17 protein-coding genes are annotated in these 17,643 nt (G+C 63.6%); 10 read left to right on the top strand and 7 right to left on the bottom strand.

The genetic code is table 11. The features are described 5' to 3' along the window. The first annotated feature begins 320 nt into the window (after positions 1-320). Complete coding sequence (locus JOF47_RS12645; protein ID WP_209998886.1) at positions 321-680, top strand: hypothetical protein; 360 nt, start codon at positions 321-323, stop codon at positions 678-680. Positions 681-908: 228 nt separating this feature from the next. On the opposite strand, the gene JOF47_RS12640 is transcribed toward JOF47_RS12645, so the two are convergent. The 3 genes from JOF47_RS12640 to JOF47_RS12630 form a co-directional block, all read right to left on the bottom strand. Further along, complete coding sequence (locus JOF47_RS12640) at positions 909-1,934, bottom strand: GNAT family N-acetyltransferase (RefSeq protein WP_209998884.1); 1,026 nt, start codon at positions 1,932-1,934, stop codon at positions 909-911. Then, positions 1,931-4,093: a S9 family peptidase gene (locus tag JOF47_RS12635; protein WP_209998876.1), complete on the bottom strand. Its 2,163-nt coding sequence runs from the start codon at positions 4,091-4,093 to the stop codon at positions 1,931-1,933. The genes JOF47_RS12640 and JOF47_RS12635 overlap by 4 nt, the downstream gene beginning before the upstream one ends. Before the next feature lie 102 nt (positions 4,094-4,195). Next, positions 4,196-4,513, bottom strand: coding sequence for a hypothetical protein (locus JOF47_RS12630; protein ID WP_209998874.1), 318 nt, complete (start codon positions 4,511-4,513; stop codon positions 4,196-4,198). Between the two features lie 87 nt (positions 4,514-4,600). On the opposite strand from JOF47_RS12630, the gene JOF47_RS12625 reads away from it, so the two are divergent. The 3 genes from JOF47_RS12625 (at position 4,601) to JOF47_RS12615 (ending at position 8,475) form a co-directional block, all read left to right on the top strand. After that, positions 4,601-6,055, top strand: coding sequence for a serine hydrolase domain-containing protein (locus JOF47_RS12625; RefSeq protein ID WP_209998865.1), 1,455 nt, complete (start codon positions 4,601-4,603; stop codon positions 6,053-6,055). 264 nt (positions 6,056-6,319) lie between these two features. Beyond that, complete coding sequence (locus JOF47_RS12620; protein WP_210001626.1) at positions 6,320-7,720, top strand: amino acid ABC transporter substrate-binding protein/permease; 1,401 nt, start codon at positions 6,320-6,322, stop codon at positions 7,718-7,720. Further along, complete coding sequence (locus JOF47_RS12615) at positions 7,717-8,475, top strand: amino acid ABC transporter ATP-binding protein (protein ID WP_342592769.1); 759 nt, start codon at positions 7,717-7,719, stop codon at positions 8,473-8,475. Before JOF47_RS12620 ends, JOF47_RS12615 begins: the two co-directional genes overlap by 4 nt. A gap of 184 nt (positions 8,476-8,659) precedes the next feature. Here JOF47_RS12615 and JOF47_RS12610 read toward each other — a convergent pair whose 3' ends face one another. Then, complete coding sequence (locus JOF47_RS12610; protein WP_209998863.1) at positions 8,660-9,469, bottom strand: polysaccharide deacetylase family protein; 810 nt, start codon at positions 9,467-9,469, stop codon at positions 8,660-8,662. Between the two features lie 276 nt (positions 9,470-9,745). Between JOF47_RS12610 and JOF47_RS12605 the strand changes: the two genes are divergently transcribed. Further along, complete coding sequence (locus JOF47_RS12605) at positions 9,746-10,192, top strand: DoxX family protein (RefSeq protein ID WP_209998861.1); 447 nt, start codon at positions 9,746-9,748, stop codon at positions 10,190-10,192. Positions 10,193-10,282: 90 nt separating this feature from the next. Here the strand turns inward: JOF47_RS12605 and JOF47_RS12600 are convergent, their stop codons facing one another. The 3 genes from JOF47_RS12600 to JOF47_RS12590 form a co-directional block, all read right to left on the bottom strand. Further along, a complete protein-coding gene (locus JOF47_RS12600; protein ID WP_209998858.1) occupies positions 10,283-11,197 on the bottom strand; it encodes a MetQ/NlpA family ABC transporter substrate-binding protein in 915 nt (304 codons plus the stop codon). Between the two features lie 87 nt (positions 11,198-11,284). Beyond that, the gene (locus tag JOF47_RS12595; RefSeq protein WP_245356355.1) at positions 11,285-12,001 is read right to left on the bottom strand and encodes a methionine ABC transporter permease; all 717 of its coding nucleotides are present in this window, start codon (positions 11,999-12,001) and stop codon (positions 11,285-11,287) included. Continuing rightward, a complete protein-coding gene (locus JOF47_RS12590) occupies positions 11,992-13,038 on the bottom strand; it encodes a methionine ABC transporter ATP-binding protein (RefSeq protein ID WP_209998856.1) in 1,047 nt (348 codons plus the stop codon). The genes JOF47_RS12595 and JOF47_RS12590 overlap by 10 nt, the downstream gene beginning before the upstream one ends. A gap of 786 nt (positions 13,039-13,824) precedes the next feature. Here JOF47_RS12590 and paaA point away from each other — a divergent pair. The 5 genes from paaA to paaE are packed head-to-tail and all read left to right on the top strand — an operon-like array spanning position 13,825 to position 17,641. Next, a complete protein-coding gene (gene paaA / locus JOF47_RS12580; RefSeq protein WP_209998853.1) occupies positions 13,825-14,814 on the top strand; it encodes a 1,2-phenylacetyl-CoA epoxidase subunit PaaA in 990 nt (329 codons plus the stop codon). 3 nt (positions 14,815-14,817) lie between these two features. Next, on the top strand, positions 14,818-15,111 hold the full coding sequence (gene paaB / locus JOF47_RS12575) for a 1,2-phenylacetyl-CoA epoxidase subunit PaaB (protein ID WP_209998851.1): 294 nt from the start codon (positions 14,818-14,820) through the stop codon (positions 15,109-15,111). After that, on the top strand, positions 15,108-15,968 hold the full coding sequence (paaC, locus tag JOF47_RS12570; protein ID WP_209998849.1) for a 1,2-phenylacetyl-CoA epoxidase subunit PaaC: 861 nt from the start codon (positions 15,108-15,110) through the stop codon (positions 15,966-15,968). Before paaB ends, paaC begins: the two co-directional genes overlap by 4 nt. A 9-nt stretch (positions 15,969-15,977) precedes the next feature. Continuing rightward, positions 15,978-16,475: a 1,2-phenylacetyl-CoA epoxidase subunit PaaD gene (paaD, locus tag JOF47_RS12565; protein ID WP_210001619.1), complete on the top strand. Its 498-nt coding sequence runs from the start codon at positions 15,978-15,980 to the stop codon at positions 16,473-16,475. Further along, positions 16,472-17,641, top strand: a complete 1,170-nt coding sequence (gene paaE, locus JOF47_RS12560; RefSeq protein WP_209998839.1) for a 1,2-phenylacetyl-CoA epoxidase subunit PaaE — start codon at positions 16,472-16,474, stop codon at positions 17,639-17,641. The genes paaD and paaE overlap by 4 nt, the downstream gene beginning before the upstream one ends. Positions 17,642-17,643 lie beyond the last annotated feature (2 nt).

The raw sequence follows: 17,643 nt of genomic DNA, 5'->3' as shown, positions 1-17,643 counted from the left end.
TTCAGTTATTTACCGAACGATCATTAGGTAATCCTGAAATGTGAGATAAGTCAAGACGCGAGCTTCGAATCACCGTCATTTTTCGCTCTACCGGGTACGAAAATGCTCCGAACGGAACGATGTGTCCAGACCTCCGCGGACGCGAGCGTAGGTGCCTCACGTGGACTTTTCGGTGGGGCCGGGATTCTCGGAAGGCGTCGGAGCGATTTCTTGCCGGCAGATTGAATGTGCTTGGGACGAAAGCCCCTTCCAGCTCCACCGGATCCAGGGGCAAACTCAAGAGTGGAGGACCTTCTGGATTATTGAGGAGTTGAGGGCTGATGCGTAAATGGCATCGTTGGGAAGACTGGACGGTGGTTGTCGCAGGCTTGGCCATTGCGCTGACCCCGTTGTGGAGCGAGGCAATTGGAAATTCCATTCCGCTGATGATTACTTCGGGTGCCTTGCTGGTAATTGTCGGGGTGATCAATCTGGCCGGGCCGAATCTTTACGGCATCGAGGCCGGACAATTGCTGGCGGCTTTGATAGCCATCCTCTTGCCGGGACTTGGAAGTTTTGTCGGGGTCAATGTACCGGCCATGACTTGCTGGATCGCCGGTGGCGTCGCATTCATCGCCACCATCCTGGCCATGAAGCCAAGTGTCAAAGCCTCGCACGAAGTGCAGCACCAAGGCGGCTAGGGCCCCGGGCTGTTGGGCCAGCCAGGCTTATCGAAGAACCATGATGTGTCTTCGGGGGTTTTACTCCGAAGACACAACATTTTTGTGTCCGGGCCGCAAGCGAGTTGGTCACCCCGGCTCGACATGAACCATGACCAAGTGCTTGGGCTACTGCGCCGGATGGGGCAAAACCTTGGGAACGACCCGGAAGCCCCGGAACAATCCGGGGCTTCAGCACGGCCGGTTCGATCAGTCCGCGTAGATCTTGGCGTAAAGGTCCCGGATGAACGGTTCCTTGACCGCGTTGTAATCCATGACCAGACCCATACCGCCGCCGCGCGCGTTGACCTCGTGCGCGGCCGAGCGCTTGATGCGCGCGTACGCCTCACGGTCGGCGGGATGCCGACGCAGCCAATCCCTGTAGGCGCGCATGCGCGAGGTCTCCGGGCAGCCCGGGGCAAAGACATGGAGGTTCACCGCCGGTAGCCCGTTGCCTTCCGCCGCGACCAGGAGCCGATGGGCATACCAGCGCGGTTCACGAAGCCGCAGGGCAAACCCGGCAGCCTCAAGGTCCGGAACATAGTCGGCCTCGGCCGCGGGGTCGTCAACCGCCAGCACCACGTCGATGACGGGCTTGGCGAGCAGGCCCGGCACCGACGTGGAACCGAGATGCTCCACCGACACGGCCTTGGGGCCCAGGGCCGACCTGATGCGCCCGGCGAGCGCGGCGAAGTCGTCAGTCCAGGACTCCCGGGGCTCGACGACGGCGACCTGCACGGGTGCGGGGGACCCATTGACCCATTCCACGGAAGATGAATCGGTTTCCGGGTTCCGCACCAGCGGCACGTGGGGCAGCACGCAGATGTAGCGCTGCCTGTCAGGCCAGCGCGGGTCGGTGGCCGAGGCGCTGCATTGGAAGCCGGAATCGCGGTAGAACCCGATGGCGTCGTCATCAGTGCGCGCCACGACCATGGCCGCCTCGAGTGCCTGCACCCGGTTCACCAGTGCCCTTGCCACGCCTTGGCGGCGCACGGCCGGGGCGACCGCCAGGTACTCGATTTCAACCGCGTAGGCATCGAGCCGCCGGTAGACGACCAGGGCCTGCGGATCTCCCTGCGGGCCGGGCACCACCAGCAGCTCCATGTCGGCGATCTGCCCGAGCAGGGCGTCGAGGTCCGCGCCGGTGGCGTCGCTGGCATCGGTGAGCAGTGCCCGGAACGCGGGGTTCGTGGCGAACCCCGCGCCGGACGTGCCAATTATTTCGGGTGTGGTCATGCCCCCGCCGGGTTCAGGCCCAGGGTGTCCAGGGCGAAGGCGTAGTCCCAGGCGCGGGTCTTCCAGCCCTCGTAGCGGCCCGAGGCACCGCCGTGTCCGCCGTCCATTTCGATCTTCATGATGATCGGCTCGCCGCCGGTGGTTTCCTCACGTAGCTTCGCGACCCACTTTGCCGGCTCGACATAGAGCACGCGGGTGTCGTTCAGCGAGGTGACCGCGGCAATCTTCGGGTAGGGCAGGGCCGCGACGTTTTCATACGGGGTGTAGGACTTCATGTACGCGTAAACCTCCGCGTCCTCGATGGGGTTGCCCCATTCCTCCCACTCCAGGGCCGAGAGCGGCAGCTCGGGATCCAGGATGGAGGTCAGCGCGTCGACGAACGGCACCTGGGCGATGATGCCCGTGTAGAGCTGCGGGGCAAGGTTCGCGACGGCGCCCATGAGCAGGCCGCCGGCGGAGCCTCCGAGGGCCACCACGCGGGACGGGTCGGCCCATCCGGTGTCCAGCAGGTACTTGGTGGCATCGACGAAGTCGGTGAAGGTGTTCTTCTTGGTCAGCTTCTTGCCGTCCAGGTACCACTGGCGGCCCAGCTCGCCGCCGCCGCGCACGTGGGCGATGACAAAAACCACGCCGCGGTCAAGCAGGGACAAGCGGGGGATGCCGAAGCCCGGGTCCATCGAGGCCTCGTAGCTGCCGTAGCCGTAGACGATGACCGGGTTGGGGGATTCGTTGGTGATGCCGGCCCGGCGCAGGATGGTCAGCGGGACCTTGGTTCCGTCCGCCGCGGTGGCCCATTCGCGGGTGGCCAGGTACTCGGAGGAATCGTAGTTGTTGACCTGGGTCTGCTTGCGGAGGGTCAGCGTGCCGTCGGCCAGCGTGTAGTCGTAGACGCGGGACGGGGTGAAGTCCGAGGTGTAGGACAGCCGGATCATCGGCGCCTCGAGTTCGGCGTGGGCCAGCGAGGCGGTGTAGAGCTCCTCGTCGAAGGCGGGTTCCACGGCCGGCTGCTGGGCCGCGGTGCCAAGGCCCGTCAACGGCAGGATCTGCACGCGTTCGGTGGTGTCCTTGCGGACGGCAATGAGCAGGTGGCTTGCGGTCGCCGCGGTTCCCTCGACCTTGACGGTGTCCCGGTGCTCGAGGATGGTTGCCCATTCCTGCTGTTCGTAGGGAGCACCGACCTGGTTGGCGGGAAGTAGCGAGACCATGTTGTTCAGGGCGCCGCGGTCGTGGGTGACCACGTAGGCGCGCTCGCCCTCAAGGGTGATCGGGTCCATCGAGTGCAGGATCCGGTGTTCGCGCGACAGGAGCATGACCGGGACGGCTTTCTCGTCGGTCAGGTCCAGGGCGAGGGTCTCCGAGTACTCGGAGTTGCCGATCGAGATCATCAGTTCGGTGCGATCCGCCGACAGGTCGAATCCGAGCCACATGCCCGGATCCTCCTCCTGGAGGATGACAACATCCGTTTCCGGGTCGGTTCCCAGGGTGTGGGCCTTGATCTGGTGCGGGCGCCATGACTCGTCCACGACGGTGTAGAACAGGCGGGTGCCGTCGGGGGAGAAGTTCAGGCCGTAGAAGACGTTCTCGATGACATCGGGCAGCAGCTCGCCGGTAGCCAGGTCCTTGACGCGCAGGGTGAAGCGCTCGTCCCCGGCGTTGTCCTGGGCGTAGGCCAGCAGGTTTCCGTCTTCGCTGACGCTCAGGCCGCCCAGTGAGAAGAAGGGCTTGCCTTCGGCCTCGAGGTTTCCGTCGAGCAACACCTGTTCGCCCTCGATTTCCACGCCGGCCTCGATGGCCGGGGGAGTCCAGTCGGCGGCGATGTCGCCGGTGTCGCTTGCCGCCACGCGGCAGTGGATCGAGTACTGGGAACCTTCGGCGGTTCGGGTGAAGTACCACCATCCGCGCTTGCGGGCGGGCACCGACAGGTCGGTTTCCACGGTTCGTTCCTTGATTTCCTGGAAGATCGCCTCGCGCAGGGATTCCTGGTTGGCCGTGACGGCTTCCGCGTATGCGTTTTCGGCGCGCAGGTGTTCCAGGACCTCGGGGCTGTCCTTCTCACGCAACCATTCGTAGTCGTCAATGAAGGTGTCCGCGTGGTGTGTGCGGGTGACGGGGACCTTGGCGGTCACCGGTGGCTGGGGCGTCTGCTCGGCGTGGCTCATGCTCCTATTCAATCCGAAGCACGGCCCGTCCGTGCGTAGCTACGCCCACCGCGTACAAATGGGGCCCGGCTCGGGCCCGCAAGGCATGGCCGCGTGCGGGAATCAGGAAGCGGCGGGCCTCCAACGGCTGGCATGGAAGAGCAAGGTGGCCAGCAGGCAAACCACGCCGAGAACCAGGAACACGAATGCCGCGATGTTGTAGTGCAGCAGCGTCGTGGCATCGAACATCAAGCTCGAGCCGTTGCCGAGGCCGTCGTCGAGCATCGCCCTCGAGGGTCCCAGCTTCTGCAGGATGAGTGCAGTCAAGAGCGTGGCACCGGTCAAGCCCCACAATGCGATGGCGTAGGGATTCCTCGGCGTCGAAGACATTGCGGGAACGGTTGGCGCGGCATCCAGTGCCGTGGTCTGGGAATCGCTCATGACCTGAGACTACGCAGTTCACCCCTGGCCGGGAAGGTCGCACCGGTTGTCGGTCCGAATCGTTATCCGACATGGCAGGATGGCTTCATGAGCAAAGCGCAACAGCCCACGGGCAATCCCGGCCAGACCGATCCTGCGGCCAATCCCGCCATTGCCGTCTGGGAGTCCGTGCTGCGGTATGCGCCAAGCTTCCTCGAGATCGACCGTGCCGTGTCCAGGCAACCCGGCTTCCAATGCGCGGTGGGCGTTGACGGTGAAATGCTCGGGGCCTTCAGCGGCGGATACGCGCACCTGGGCCAGCACGCCAGGCTGACCAACGACCACCTGTTCAGGGTCGCCTCGCATTCGAAGACCTTCACCGCCACCGCCGCCATGCTCCTGTGCGAGGACGGGGTCCTGTCCCTCGAAGACAGGCTCGGCGACCTGTTGCCGGCCTTGGCCGACAGCGACGTTTCCGGGGTCCGGGTCGGGGAGCTGCTCTCGCACTCCGGCGGAATCATCCGGGACAGCGAAGACGCGGATTTCTGGGCACTCGGACGGCCCTTCCCTCCGGAGACGGAACTGCTGGAGATCGCCAGATCTGCCAAGGTGCTCGAACGCAACGAACACTTCAAGTACACGAACATCGGCTACGGGTTGCTGGGCCTGGTCATCGAGGCGGCGAGCGGGCAAGACTATGCCGAATTCGTCAACCAACGCATCCTTGCCCCGCTGGAGTTGGAGAACACGGGTGTCGACCTTGACGGACGCGCGCGGGAACTCGCCGCGGGCTACGGGCCCCTGGTGTTGGCGGGCAGGGACCACGCATTGGACGCCCGGACCGAAATCGAGCACATCCACACCGGTGCGCTGGCCGCGGCAACGGGCTTCTACTCCACGGCAAGCGACATGGTCGCCTATTTCGCTTCCCATCTGGTTGGCGCCGCACCTAGCGTGATCAGCGACGAATCCAAACGCCTCATGCAACGCAAGGTGGAAGACTCGGGCGTTGCCGGCCGCGGCTACGGCCTCGGGCTCATCCTGCAAAAGGTCCAGGACCGCGACACCTTCGGCCACAGCGGCGGGTACCCCGGGCACATCACGCGTTCATGGGTTGTCCCCGAAACCGGTGTGGTGCTCAGCGTGCTCAGCAACGCGGTGGACGGTGCGGCAACCGCCTGGGGAGAAAAGCTCTTTGCCCTGGCCGCGCTCGCCGAGCAGAAAACACCCGAGTCCTACAAGGGCATCGGACCGGACACGCTGGCTCGGTTCACAGGCCGCTTTGCAGCCCTGTGGGGTTTGCAGGACGTCGTGGAATTGGGCGGCAAGCTGTTCCTGCTCGAACCAGGGGCGGCCGTTGACCCCAAGACCGCAGCGCCGTTGGAATTCGTCGATGAGTGCACCCTGAAATCCGCGGACCCCAACGGCTTTGGCGGGTACCGGGAATCCGTCCGCTTCGAATTCGACGAGCGTGGCGCCAGTGCTCTTCGCGGGCCCGGCGGACTGCGCTTTGTGCGTCAGGAAGATTTTGCGTTGCCGAAGGTCTTGGGCCTCGCCAACTAGGCACCGTCCGGAAACGAACGGCGGAAACCCGACCCGCAGCATCCCTCCGGCCCGTGGCTGGTAAAGACTGGGAGAAGATCGGCGAAATTGGACCCCCAGCAGTGTTTTCGGGAACCTGTTGCACCTATGCTTTGACCCGTGTTACGTCCATCGCACCACGGTGGATGCATCCATTGACGGGAGAGTGAACAACACGTGAAAACACCACACAGGAGAGGCGGTCCCGGAGCCCGATTCAGGGCCGTGCTTGCTACCGCGTTGGGAATGCTTTTGTTGCTCAGCGGTGCCGGCACAGCATGGGCCCAGACCACGGACGACGGGGTCGAGGGCAAGACCTTCGTCATTGGCACCGACACCACCTTTGCCCCCTTTGAATTCCGCGAGGGCGGCGAACTGACCGGCATCGACATGGACCTGATCCGGGCCATTGCCGAAACGGAGGGGTTCGATGTCGAGATCCGTTCCCTGGGATTCAACGCGGCCCTGCAGGCACTGAGTTCAAACCAAGTCGACGGCGTCATTGCGGGCATGTCGATCACCGATGAACGGAAACAGGTCTACGACTTCTCGGACCCCTACTTCGAATCGGGCATCCAAATGGCCGTCGCCGCAACGGACAACGACATCAAGGGCTATGAGGACCTGGCAGGAAAGACCGTGGTTGCCAAGACCGGATCCGAGGGCGAAACCTATGCCAAGTCGATAGCGGACCAATACGGGTTCACTGTCACGTCCCTTGACCAGTCGGCAACCATGTACGAGTCGGTGAAGTCCGGCAACGCCGTCGCGGTGTTCGACGACTATCCGGTGCTCGCTTACGGCATTGCCCAAAACAACGGACTCAAGACGGTCACGGAAAAGGTCCCGGGCGGCTCCTACGGATTCGCCGTCAACAAGGGCCAAAACACGGCGCTGCTGGCGGCATTCAACGACGGGTTGGCCAAGCTGAAGGCCGACGGCAGCTATGACAAGATCCTGGACAAGTACCTTGCCGCCCCCGCCGCAGCGGTCCCCACCGGTTTCGGGGACCTGGTGGTCAGGTCTTTCCCGGCGTTGATGAAGGGCCTGGCCAACACCATGGTGGTGACGGGCATTTCCTTCGTCGTTGCCATGGCTCTGGGGTTGATTGCAGGCTTCATGAAGATCTCGCGCAACATCGTGCTGCGCGGGATTGCCACCACGTTCGTGAACATCTTCCGCGGCACCCCGATCCTGGTCTGGGCGTTCTTCTTCTACTTCGGCCTGGCGCAGTTGATCGGACAGCCCGTGAACATCTGGGTGGCCGGCGTGCTGACACTTTCCCTGAATGGTGGCGCATACATTGCCGAGATTGTGCGTGGGGCCATTCAAACAGTTGATCCCGGCCAGCTCGAAGCGAGCCGTTCACTGGGACTGGGATACGGAAAGTCCATGCAGAAGGTGGTGGTCCCGCAGGCGTTCAAGATCATGACCCCTTCATTGATCAACCAGCTGATCATCATGCTTAAGGATTCCTCGCTGCTCTTGGCGATCGGCTTCGCGGAATTGCTCTACCAAGGCCAGCAGATCTACGCGGCAAACTTCCGCGTCACCGAAACGCTGTTCATCGTGGGTGCCATCTACTTTGTTGCAATCATGGCCCTGACCAAGCTGGCCAACTACGCAGACAGGAAGTTCAACAAGTGAGTGAAGCAACGGCTGAAACACAGAAGAACGCCAAAATCACGGTCAAGGGACTGCGCAAGTCATTCGGCACCAACGAGGTGCTCAAGGGCATCGACGTGGAGATCCGCGAAGGCGAAGTTGTATGCGTCATCGGACCTTCGGGTTCGGGCAAATCCACCCTTCTTCGTTGCTTGAACAAGCTCGAGGAAATCTCCGATGGACACGTTATCGTGGACGGCTTCGATGTCACCGACCCGAAGGTGGATATCAACGAGGTCCGCCGCCACGTGGGAATGGTGTTCCAGCACTTCAACCTGTTCCCGCACATGTCGGTGATGGAAAACATCATGCTGGCACCCGTGGAACTCAAGAAGGCGACGAAGGACGAAGCCAAGGCGCAGGCCCTCAAGCTCCTTGCGCGTGTGGGGCTCCAGGAAAAGGCCAACGCCCGGCCTGCTTCCTTGTCGGGCGGGCAAAAGCAGCGTGTCGCCATTGCCCGGGCCCTGGCGATGAACCCCGGCATCATGCTCTTTGACGAAGCCACCAGTGCACTTGACCCGGAAATGGTCGGCGAGGTGCTTCAGGTGATCCGCGATTTGGCGGCCGAAGGCATGACCATGGTCCTGGTGACCCACGAGATGGGCTTCGCCAAGGAAATCGGCGACCGGGTGGTGTTCATGGCGGACGGAGTGGTCTGCGAGTCGGGCAAGCCTGCCGACCTCTTCGGCAATCCGCAACAGGCACGCACTAAGGAATTCCTCTCCAAGGTCCTCTAAGGGACGCCGGGAGGGGAGGGCGCGCCGTGCTTCGAACTCGAGGCGCGGCGCGCTTCCACGATTGCAGGTGAACCAACGCAAGGCATGATCCAACCACCGAGTCATTTCACCGGTTGCAAGCCACCGTGGTTGAAGAAGCAGCGGTGCATGTCCCTGGGAACGGCAGCACGTGTGCGGCCTTGGTTCAGTCCTTGGCCGTGGGGTGTTGGCCCGAGCCGTAACCGATGCCCGGCTTCGGGCTGCCAATGAGTTCGGTGACCGTCACGAAGTGGTAGCCCTTGGTGCTCAGGTCCTTGAGGATCGTGGGCATGGCATCGACGGTCGACTTGTGGATGTCATGCATCAGGACGATGGATCCGGGAACGATCTTCTCCGCGGTCTTGATCGTGGACTTGGTGTTGCGCGTTTGCCAATCGAGCGTGTCCACGTCCCACAGCGCGATGGGCACGGAGAGATTCTTTTTCAGCGATGCCGGAAGCGAACCAAACGGCGGCCGGACCAAAGTCGGGTCGACACCCGCGGCCTCCTTGATGGCATCATCGGTCTTTTGCATGTCTCGCTTGGCCGCGGCAACCGAGACCTTCGTCAGGTCCTCGTGCGACCAGGTGTGGTTACCGATTTCGTGGCCCTTGGCGACCTCGTCGCGCACGATCTGCGGGTGCTTCTTGACGTTGCCTCCAATCAGGAAGAACGTCGCCTTGGCGTCGTACTGGTCCAGCAGGGACAACAGCTCAGGGGTGTACTTGCCGGGTCCGTCGTCGAAGGTCAATGCCACGCATTTGACCTTGCTGCAGTTCGGCGGAGTCCGCTCCGCTTGGGGCTCCACCGACGATGCCGTGGCCGGAGGCGTCGCGGTTGCCTGTCCGGAGTCCTCGGGGGCCTGGGCGAACGAATATCGCACCCATTTTTCGCTCAACGGGGCCGAACAACCGGCCAGGGAAAGTGCCAGGGCGGCAGCGGTTGCGATGCGAAGGGCGGCAAGGCGTGAGCTCATGGTTCCCATGTTGCCGGTCGAACCTCCAAAGATCCTCAACAGGCGGGGCGTTTCGCCCAAAACGTTAGCGAACGACTATCTCCGGCCTGCCGTACCGGCACGGTGCCCTGGCAACGTGGCGTCACATTCGTCGAGGCAAATCTCACAACACTTGAATCTTCAACTAATTTAATGGAAAGCTTGAACCAGAAACAGCGGACCGGCCGAACCCGGGCCGCCGCGCCATCCGCCACCGGTGGAGGCTGCGACCACCAGAAACCCCCAAGGACACTACCGATGAATGCTTTTTCGAAAAACCCCGCACTGACAACCGCCACCCAGACGCTACTGCGGGTGGTGGTCGGATTCCTGTTCGCCGCGCACGGATGGCAAAAATACGTCCAGTTCACCCTGGACGGAACGACGGCGGCCTTTGGCCAAATGGGCGTTCCGGCGGCTGAACTGGTGGCCCCGGTCGTGGCCACGCTTGAACTGGTCGGCGGCATTGCCTTGATGCTGGGCGTGCTGACCCGCGTCTTTGCGGCGCTGCTGGCGCTGAACATGCTCGGTGCGCTGGTCCTGGTGCACGCCCCGGCGGGTGTCTTCGTCGAGAACGGCGGATTCGAGCTGGTGCTGGCCCTTGCCGCCGGAGCCGCTGCCATCGCACTGATGGGCCCCGGGCGGATTGCCGTTGATCGTTTCATCCTTGGACGCTCCCGGGCAAAGTCCACGCTTCACGCCTAAGCCGCCAAACGGGCGAACCCCCGTGGCTGCACCGAGATCTCTTCGGTGCAACCACGGGGGTTTTGCTTTTTGGGCCCGTAAGGCCGGATGCTACTTGGCGTCGATGGGGACCAGTAGGTCCTTGACCGACGGATCGGTGCGCAGGAATTCCTGCACGGCGGGATCCTGGAACGCCTTGACCAGGTTCTTCACGTTTTCGGTGTCCTGGTACTCGGTGCCGATGGTCAGCTGCCCGGCAAACTCGTCGGGCGCCGCCGGGGCAAAGATCTGCTGCTCGAGCGGGATCTTGGCCGAGACGTAGTACTCGGTGTAGCCGACGGCCGCATCCAGGTCCGGCAGCGCGCGGGACTGTGCCGCGAAGTCAAGCAACTTGATCTTGATCCCCTTGGGGTTCTCCACGATGTCCTTCTGCGTTGCTTCCCACTTGTTGACCCCGTCGGCAAGCTTGAGCAGCCCGGCGCGCTCCAGGAGCCAAAGCCCCTGGGCCTCGTTGGCCGGGTCGGAGTAGAGGGAAATGGTGGCCCCGTCGGGAATCTCATCCACCGACTTGTACTTCTGGCTCCAGATCCCGAAGCCCCAGCGGAAGACGGGGGTTGCCGCGTTGAGCTTGAAGTCCGGGTTGGCCTCCAGCACCTGGGACAGCCAAAGCTTGTGCTGGTAGATGGTTCCCGCAACCTCGCCGGTGGACACCGCGCGGTTCAGCGTCGTCGAATCGGCAAGGCCCTTGAATGCGACCTTGATGCCGTACTTGGGCGCCACGTTTTCGGCGACGAAGTTCACCAACGCCTGTTCGGCATGGTTGCCTTCGGCCGTGACAACCGTCAGGGTGGCGCCCGCGACGTTGTTCGGCGACTTGTCTCCGGAACCCGCATTGATGGCCACGGTTGCGGCGACCGCGGCGACTACTGCCAGCGCGCCGACGGCCCAGGGCCACTTCTTTTTCTTCTGGATGGTGAATCCGTGGGACTCGGGCTCGCTTGTGGTTTTGGTGTCCGTGGTGGTCATGGGAGTTCTCTTTCCGGTGTGGGGGGGTGGTGCCTGGAACGGGGGAGACGTTCCGGCTTGGTGTGCGTGGATGAAAAGTGTTGTTTGCTAGCGGCGGCGCAGGTGCGGGGTTGCCGCCCGCACCAGGGCATCGCCAACCAGCTGGACGACGGTGACCATGAGGATCAGTAGCAGCACGGTGGCCAGCATGACCGTCTGGTCGAATCGCTGGTAGCCGTAGGTCACCGCAACGTAGCCGATGCCGCCGGCGCCGATGGTCCCGGCGATGGCCGAGTACTCGATCATCGCGATGGTGTTGATGGTCAGCCCGCCGAGGATCGCGGGAACCGCCTCGCCGAGTTGCGCGGTGCGGATGATCTGCAGGGGAGAGCCACCGGAGGCCCGTGCCGCCTGGGTGACCGAGCGGGGCACATCGCGCAGGCAGTTCTCCACGAGCCGGGCGAAGAACGGGATGCCCGCCAGCGACATGGGGACGATGGCCGCGGCAATGCCGATGTTCGTGCCCGTGACGAACCGGGTGAACGGGACGATCGCGGCCATCAGCACCAGGAACGGGAGGGACCGGCCGATGTTGACGATCCAGCTCAGCACCCCGTAGACGCCACGGTGCTCGAAGAGCCCACCCGGCGCCATGTTGTGCAGGGCGACGGCGATCGGGGTGCCGATTGCCACCACGATCGCCATGACGATCCCGACCATCGCCAGGGTCTCGCCCAGCGCCGGGAGCAGCAGCGCCGGCAGCTCCGGAACGGGGGTGTCGGACAGGGCGCGGACATGCACCGCGGAGGAAACCATCAGGCCCATTGGAGCTGCCCCTCTTCCTTGGCGTCGGCCCCGGACGGTGCGGGAATCCCCGGGCCGGACTCGGGACGCAGCGTGGCGCGCAGGCCGTGGCGGGCAAAGGCGCGCTGGACCCGGCGGGCCTCGGCGCGCAGCCCCACCGTGGCGTTGCCGGTGCTGGTTCCGTCGATGCTCTGGATGGTGGCTGCCAGCAGCGCGACTGGCTCGCCGATCTCGGCCGAGACCAGCTGCAGCCAGTCGGCCGGGACGGTGCGCGAATCGTAGGTCACGTACCAGGCCCGGGAACCCGCGCCAGGTTCGGCGGGGGACAGGTGCGGCTGCAGGGCCCGGCCCAAAGCGGAATCGTGGTCGGTGAGCAGGTCCACCAGGGAACCCTGCTCCGCGATCCGGCCGTGGTCCAGCCGCGCCGCCGAGTCGGCGACGTGCAGGACGGTGTCCATTTCATGGGTGATGAAGACGACCGCCAGGTCAAGGTCGTCGCGCAATTGGCGCAACAGCGCCACCACCGACCGCGTGGTTTCCGGGTCAAGGCCGGAGGTCGCCTCGTCGGAAAGCAACACCGAGGGGCGCAGCGCCAGCGCCCGGGCGATGCCCACACGCTGCAGCTGGCCGCCGGAAAGCTCGAACGGGTAGTGGTCCGCGCGGTGCGAAAGCCCGACTCGATCGAGCAGCTCTGCCACCCTCGATTTGGCTTCGGCGGGCGTGACGCCCAGGTATTCGAGCGGCAGGGCGATGTTTTGGGCGGCAGTGCGCCGGGAGAGCAAGCTGGCGGACTGGAAGACGGTGCCGATGCGGCGGCGGGCCACCCGGAGCTTGTGCTCCGGCAGTCCGGCGAGGTCTTCGCCGTTGACGATGACCTGCCCCGAGGTTGGCCGTTCCAAGAGGTTGATGCATTGGGCGAGCGTGCTTTTGCCGGCGCCCGAGGGGCCGACAACCGCAAGGATTTCGCCGCTTGCAACCTCCACGTCAAGGCCGTCGAGGACGGTGACGGCGTTGGCGCCGTGTCCATAGACCTTTGTGAGGTTTTTGAGGCTGATCATGAGGGGGCTTTCCGTGGTGGTCCGGTACGGGGTCGGACCGTCTGGCGGGCAGGTTCACCGGGGTGGACTGCCGTGGGGGAGTGAATCCATCCTCCCGATGCCCCGCTTTTTGCGCCAGATGCCGGTCACGGAGCGGCATGTGCAGTCACGCGGCGACGTGTTTATCCGGTCGGTTGGGCAGCTAACAGCCCCGTTTGACACACAAGGTCATCTGTCGACACATCTGACGTCTTGTACTTGCGGGTAGCTCGGTGACCGGCCTGCGCCAAGGTGCGGATCAAACGCCAGTGGTCTCGGTTCATGGCGAATCGGGACCACTGCTGCCCTGTTCGTCCAGGGCGGGTTGCCCGCTCGGGTGAACGCAAAGTATTTGCGACCGGGGCCGCCGCATCCAGCCTGCCATTCGGTCTTCACCGGCCCCGCGGCTTCAAGCGCGTCAACAGCGGATCGTGCGTGCCACCCTTGACGATGCAGAGCCCGGCTTCTACAGCGCCGCGATGATCGCGTACCCGTAGGACGGTCCGGTTTCGGTGGTTTCGGGGCACGCCATCCTAGCCTTGCCCTGAGTCAGCCGCTGGGTCATGTTGTGTGCTGACTAGGGTCGGAACCTGTTTCGTTTCCGGCTGGAGGCGTTTTCACAACTAGCTTGCATATCTAACTGGCAAGCCTGCCCAGAGAAGGGATCGAGATTTCGGGCCCGTAACCGATTGACGAAAAGGTTACGATCCGCATATCCTGAACGAACGGTCAGTAAATAAATCTTTTTGTCACAGTGAGGTGAGCACTATGGCTGCGCAGAATGAAAGCGGCGGAAAACTATCCGCGGTACTTTCTCCTGAGGAGCAAGCAGGCAAGGATCGCTTCGACGCGATCATCGCCGAAGATTCCCGCATCGAACCACGCGACTGGATGCCTGAGGCGTACCGCAAGACGCTCACGCGTCAGGTTTCCCAGCACGCGCACTCCGAGATCATCGGAATGCAGCCCGAGGCAAACTGGATCACCCGCGCTCCGTCGCTGAAGCGCAAGGCCATCCTGATGGCCAAGGTGCAGGACGAGGCGGGCCACGGCCTGTACCTCTACTCCGCGGCCGAAACCCTCGGCACCCCGCGCGACGAGCTCAACGAGCAGTTGCTCAGCGGCCGCGCAAAGTACTCCTCGATCTTCAACTACCCGGCGCGTTCCTGGGCAGACATGGGCGCCATTGGTTGGCTTGTGGACGGTGCAGCAATCGCCAACCAGGTCCCGCTGTGCCGCGCCTCCTACGGCCCGTACGGCCGGGCCATGGTCCGCGTGTGCAAGGAAGAATCCTTCCACCAGCGCCAGGGCTTCGAAATCCTGCTCGAGCTCGCCAACGGCACCGAGACCCAGAAGAAGATGGCGCAGGACGCCATCAACCGCTTCTACGCCCCGGCCCTGATGATGTTCGGCCCGACCGATGACGAGTCCCCGAACTCCAAGCAGTCGATGGAATGGCGCATCAAGCGCCATTCCAATGACGAACTGCGCCAGCGCTTCGTCGGCATGATCGCCGAGCAGGTCAAGGTCCTTGGACTGACCCTGCCCGATCCGGAATTGCACTTCGACGAGGAATCCGGCAAGTGGATCCACAAGGAACTTGACTGGGAAGAATTCAAGGCGGTGATCGCCGGCAACGGTCCGGTGAACTCCCAGCGGTTGGAACGCCGCCGCCAGGCCCACGCTGAAGGCGCATGGGTTCGTGAAGCAGCAGCGGCCTACGCCGCAAAGATGGCTCGAAAGACTGAGGTTGCCTAAACAATGAGTGAAAACAACAGCGCCTGGCCGCTTTGGGAAGTATTCGTCCGTTCCTCACGCGGACTCTCGCACGTGCACGCCGGATCCTTGCATGCCCCGGATGCGGAAATGGCACTTCGCAACGCACGCGACTTGTACACCCGCCGCAACGAGGGCGTGTCCCTGTGGATCGTGAACTCCAACGACATCATTGCCTCCGACCCGGACGCCAAGGGCCAGTTCTTTGAGTCCCCGCAGGGCAAGGACTACCGCCACGCAACCTACTACACCAAGAGCGAAGGCGTGAAGCACCTGTGAGCGCACACGACATCGACCACTCCCTGGACAGCTTCGGCGACGCGAGCGCCTCGGCGACCCGGGTCACCCCGGGCAACGCACTGCGCCCGGAGGACATTGCCATCCAGCAGACCGCCCCGAGCGAAGAGGTCGCGCAGTACGCCCTTCGCCTGGGCGACGACGCCCTGATCCTTGCGCAGCGGCTCTCCGACTGGATCTCCCGCGGCCCCGAGCTCGAGGAAGACATCGCCCTGGGCAACATCGCCCTGGACCAGTTGGGCCACGCCCGTTCCTTCCTTTCCTACGCCGCACTGGCCTGGGACAAGACCGAGGACGACCTTGCCTACTTCCGCGAGGAAGAGGAATTCACCGCGCTGCACATCGTGCAGCAGCCAAACGGCCACTTCGGCACGACCATCGCGCGCCAGCTGATCGTTTCGATCTTCCAGCACCTGCTCTACACTCGACTGCTGGATTCCTCGGACGAAACCATCGCGGCAATCTGCGCGAAGGCCGTCAAGGAAGTGGACTACCACCGCGACCACGCCATCCAGTGGACGCTGCGCCTGGGCCTCGGCACCGAGGAATCGGCCGAGAAGATGCGCCACGCGCTGGAGATCCTCTGGCCGTACGTTGACGAGATGTTCAAGGACGAACCGCTCTACGACGTGCTCGGCGACGCGGGCGTCCGCCCGTCCACGCTGCGTGCGGCCTGGGACGAAGAAATCACCGCCGTGCTTGCCGATGCGGGCTTGGAAATTCCCAAGACCGGTTCGGCCATGAGCTTCGGCCGCCAGGGACAGCCCAGCGAATACATGGGCTTCATCCTGGCCGAAATGCAGGTGCTGGCGCGCAAGCACCCCGGCGCCACCTGGTAACGAAAGAGGCTGACTAACGTGTCTGTTTCCACCGAGCGCTTGCTCGACATCGCCTCACGGGTCACGGATCCCGAGATCCCCGTTCTCACCATCGAGGACCTCGGGATTCTGCGCTCGGTGCAACAGGACACCGAGGGCACGGTTCACGTGACCATCACCCCCACCTATTCGGGGTGCCCGGCCATGGACGCGATCACCGAGGACCTCGGCATTGCCTTCCGGGAGGAAGGCTTTGAGAAGGTCAGGGTGAACCTGGTGCTCTCACCGGCCTGGACCACCGACTGGATGACCGAGTCGGGCAAGGCCAAACTCGAGGAATACGGCATCGCCCCGCCCACCGGCAAGGGCCACCGCGGGCCGGTGACCCTCGGCCTGGCCGTGAAATGCCCGCGCTGCCATTCGCTCAATACCAAAGAACTTTCCCGCTTCGGTTCCACCTCTTGCAAGGCCTTCTATTCCTGCAAGGATTGCCTGGAACCATTTGATTACTTCAAGGTGCTCTCATGACAGATACCGCTGCCACGCCCGAAACGACCCGACGCCGGGCCACCTTCCATTCCCTGCGCGTCGCCGAGGTGCGCCGGCTGACCGCCGACGCCATTGAGGTCACCTTCGAGGTCCCCGAGGACCTGGCCGACCAGTTCGACTACGTTTCCGGCCAGTACGTTGCGCTGCGCAAGGAACTTCCGGACGCCGATGGCAACCCCTTCGAGCTGCGCCGCAGCTACTCGATCTGCGCGGCCCCGGTACGCGGTGAGATCCGCGTTGCGATCAAGCGTGACCTCGGTGGAATCTTCTCCACCTGGGCCAACGAATCGCTGGCTGAGGGCGATGTCATCGACGTGATGAGCCCTGCCGGTGCCTTCATTTCAAAGCACAAGATGACCGGGATGAACGACCCGGAATCCATCGACACGGAAAATGAGAACAACTTCGTGGCAGTCGCCGCAGGTTCGGGCATCACCCCGGTCATGGCCATCGCCCGCACAGTGCTTGCCGCAAACAAGAACACGCGCTTCGACCTGATCTACGCGAACAAGGCAGCCATGGACGTTATGTTCCTTGAGGAACTGGCGGACCTCAAGGACAAGTACCCGGCACGCTTTGCACTGCACCACGTGCTCAGCCGTGAACAGCGCATCTCCCCGCTACTCTCAGGACGCATCGACTCCGAGAAGCTGCACACCATGCTCAGTACGGTGATCCGCACGTCCTCCATCGACGAGTGGTTCCTCTGCGGCCCGTTCGAACTGGTCCAGATGGTGCGCGACAACCTGACGGCCCAGGGCGTTGCGGCCGAGAAGGTCCGCTTCGAACTGTTCACCACCGGCGAGCCGAACCGCCCCGAGGGGCACATTGGTCGTCCGGTGGTTGCCGACGAGGGCGGGAAGAACTTCGAGATTTCCTTCAAGCTCGACGGCCTGCAGGGCGAGGTCAAGAGCCCGGTCAGCGCCCGCGAAACCATCCTGAACGCCGCGCTGCGCGTCCGCCCTGACGTTCCGTTTGCTTGCGCCGGCGGCGTGTGCGGCACCTGCCGCGCCAAGGTTGTCACCGGTACCGTCGAAATGGACGAAAACTACGCGCTGGAACCGGACGAAGTGGAGAAGGGCTACGTCCTGACCTGCCAGTCGCGCCCGACCAGCGACAGCGTCCTGGTCGACTACGACGCCTAGGA

The sequence above is a fragment of the Paeniglutamicibacter kerguelensis genome (genome assembly GCF_017876535.1).
GTDB classification, from domain to species: Bacteria; Actinomycetota; Actinomycetes; order Actinomycetales; family Micrococcaceae; genus Paeniglutamicibacter; species Paeniglutamicibacter kerguelensis.
The sequence above is the reverse complement of the archived record's forward strand: the minus strand, read 5'-3'. Positions and strand labels throughout refer to the sequence as shown.

Coding starts and splice junctions, on each gene's coding strand:
- JOF47_RS12625 (WP_209998865.1), top strand. CDS start 4,601: ATGAGCAAAGCGCAACAGCCCACGGGCAATCCCGGCCAGACCGATCCT.
- JOF47_RS12610 (WP_209998863.1), bottom strand. CDS start 9,469: ATGAGCTCACGCCTTGCCGCCCTTCGCATCGCAACCGCTGCCGCCCTG.
- JOF47_RS12605 (WP_209998861.1), top strand. CDS start 9,746: ATGAATGCTTTTTCGAAAAACCCCGCACTGACAACCGCCACCCAGACG.
- JOF47_RS12645 (WP_209998886.1), top strand. CDS start 321: ATGCGTAAATGGCATCGTTGGGAAGACTGGACGGTGGTTGTCGCAGGC.
- paaE (WP_209998839.1), top strand. CDS start 16,472: ATGACAGATACCGCTGCCACGCCCGAAACGACCCGACGCCGGGCCACC.
- paaB (WP_209998851.1), top strand. CDS start 14,818: ATGAGTGAAAACAACAGCGCCTGGCCGCTTTGGGAAGTATTCGTCCGT.
- JOF47_RS12595 (WP_245356355.1), bottom strand. CDS start 12,001: ATGGGCCTGATGGTTTCCTCCGCGGTGCATGTCCGCGCCCTGTCCGAC.
- JOF47_RS12635 (WP_209998876.1), bottom strand. CDS start 4,093: ATGAGCCACGCCGAGCAGACGCCCCAGCCACCGGTGACCGCCAAGGTC.
- JOF47_RS12630 (WP_209998874.1), bottom strand. CDS start 4,513: ATGAGCGATTCCCAGACCACGGCACTGGATGCCGCGCCAACCGTTCCC.
- JOF47_RS12600 (WP_209998858.1), bottom strand. CDS start 11,197: ATGACCACCACGGACACCAAAACCACAAGCGAGCCCGAGTCCCACGGA.
- JOF47_RS12640 (WP_209998884.1), bottom strand. CDS start 1,934: ATGACCACACCCGAAATAATTGGCACGTCCGGCGCGGGGTTCGCCACG.
- JOF47_RS12590 (WP_209998856.1), bottom strand. CDS start 13,038: ATGATCAGCCTCAAAAACCTCACAAAGGTCTATGGACACGGCGCCAAC.
- paaA (WP_209998853.1), top strand. CDS start 13,825: ATGGCTGCGCAGAATGAAAGCGGCGGAAAACTATCCGCGGTACTTTCT.
- JOF47_RS12620 (WP_210001626.1), top strand. CDS start 6,320: ATGCTTTTGTTGCTCAGCGGTGCCGGCACAGCATGGGCCCAGACCACG.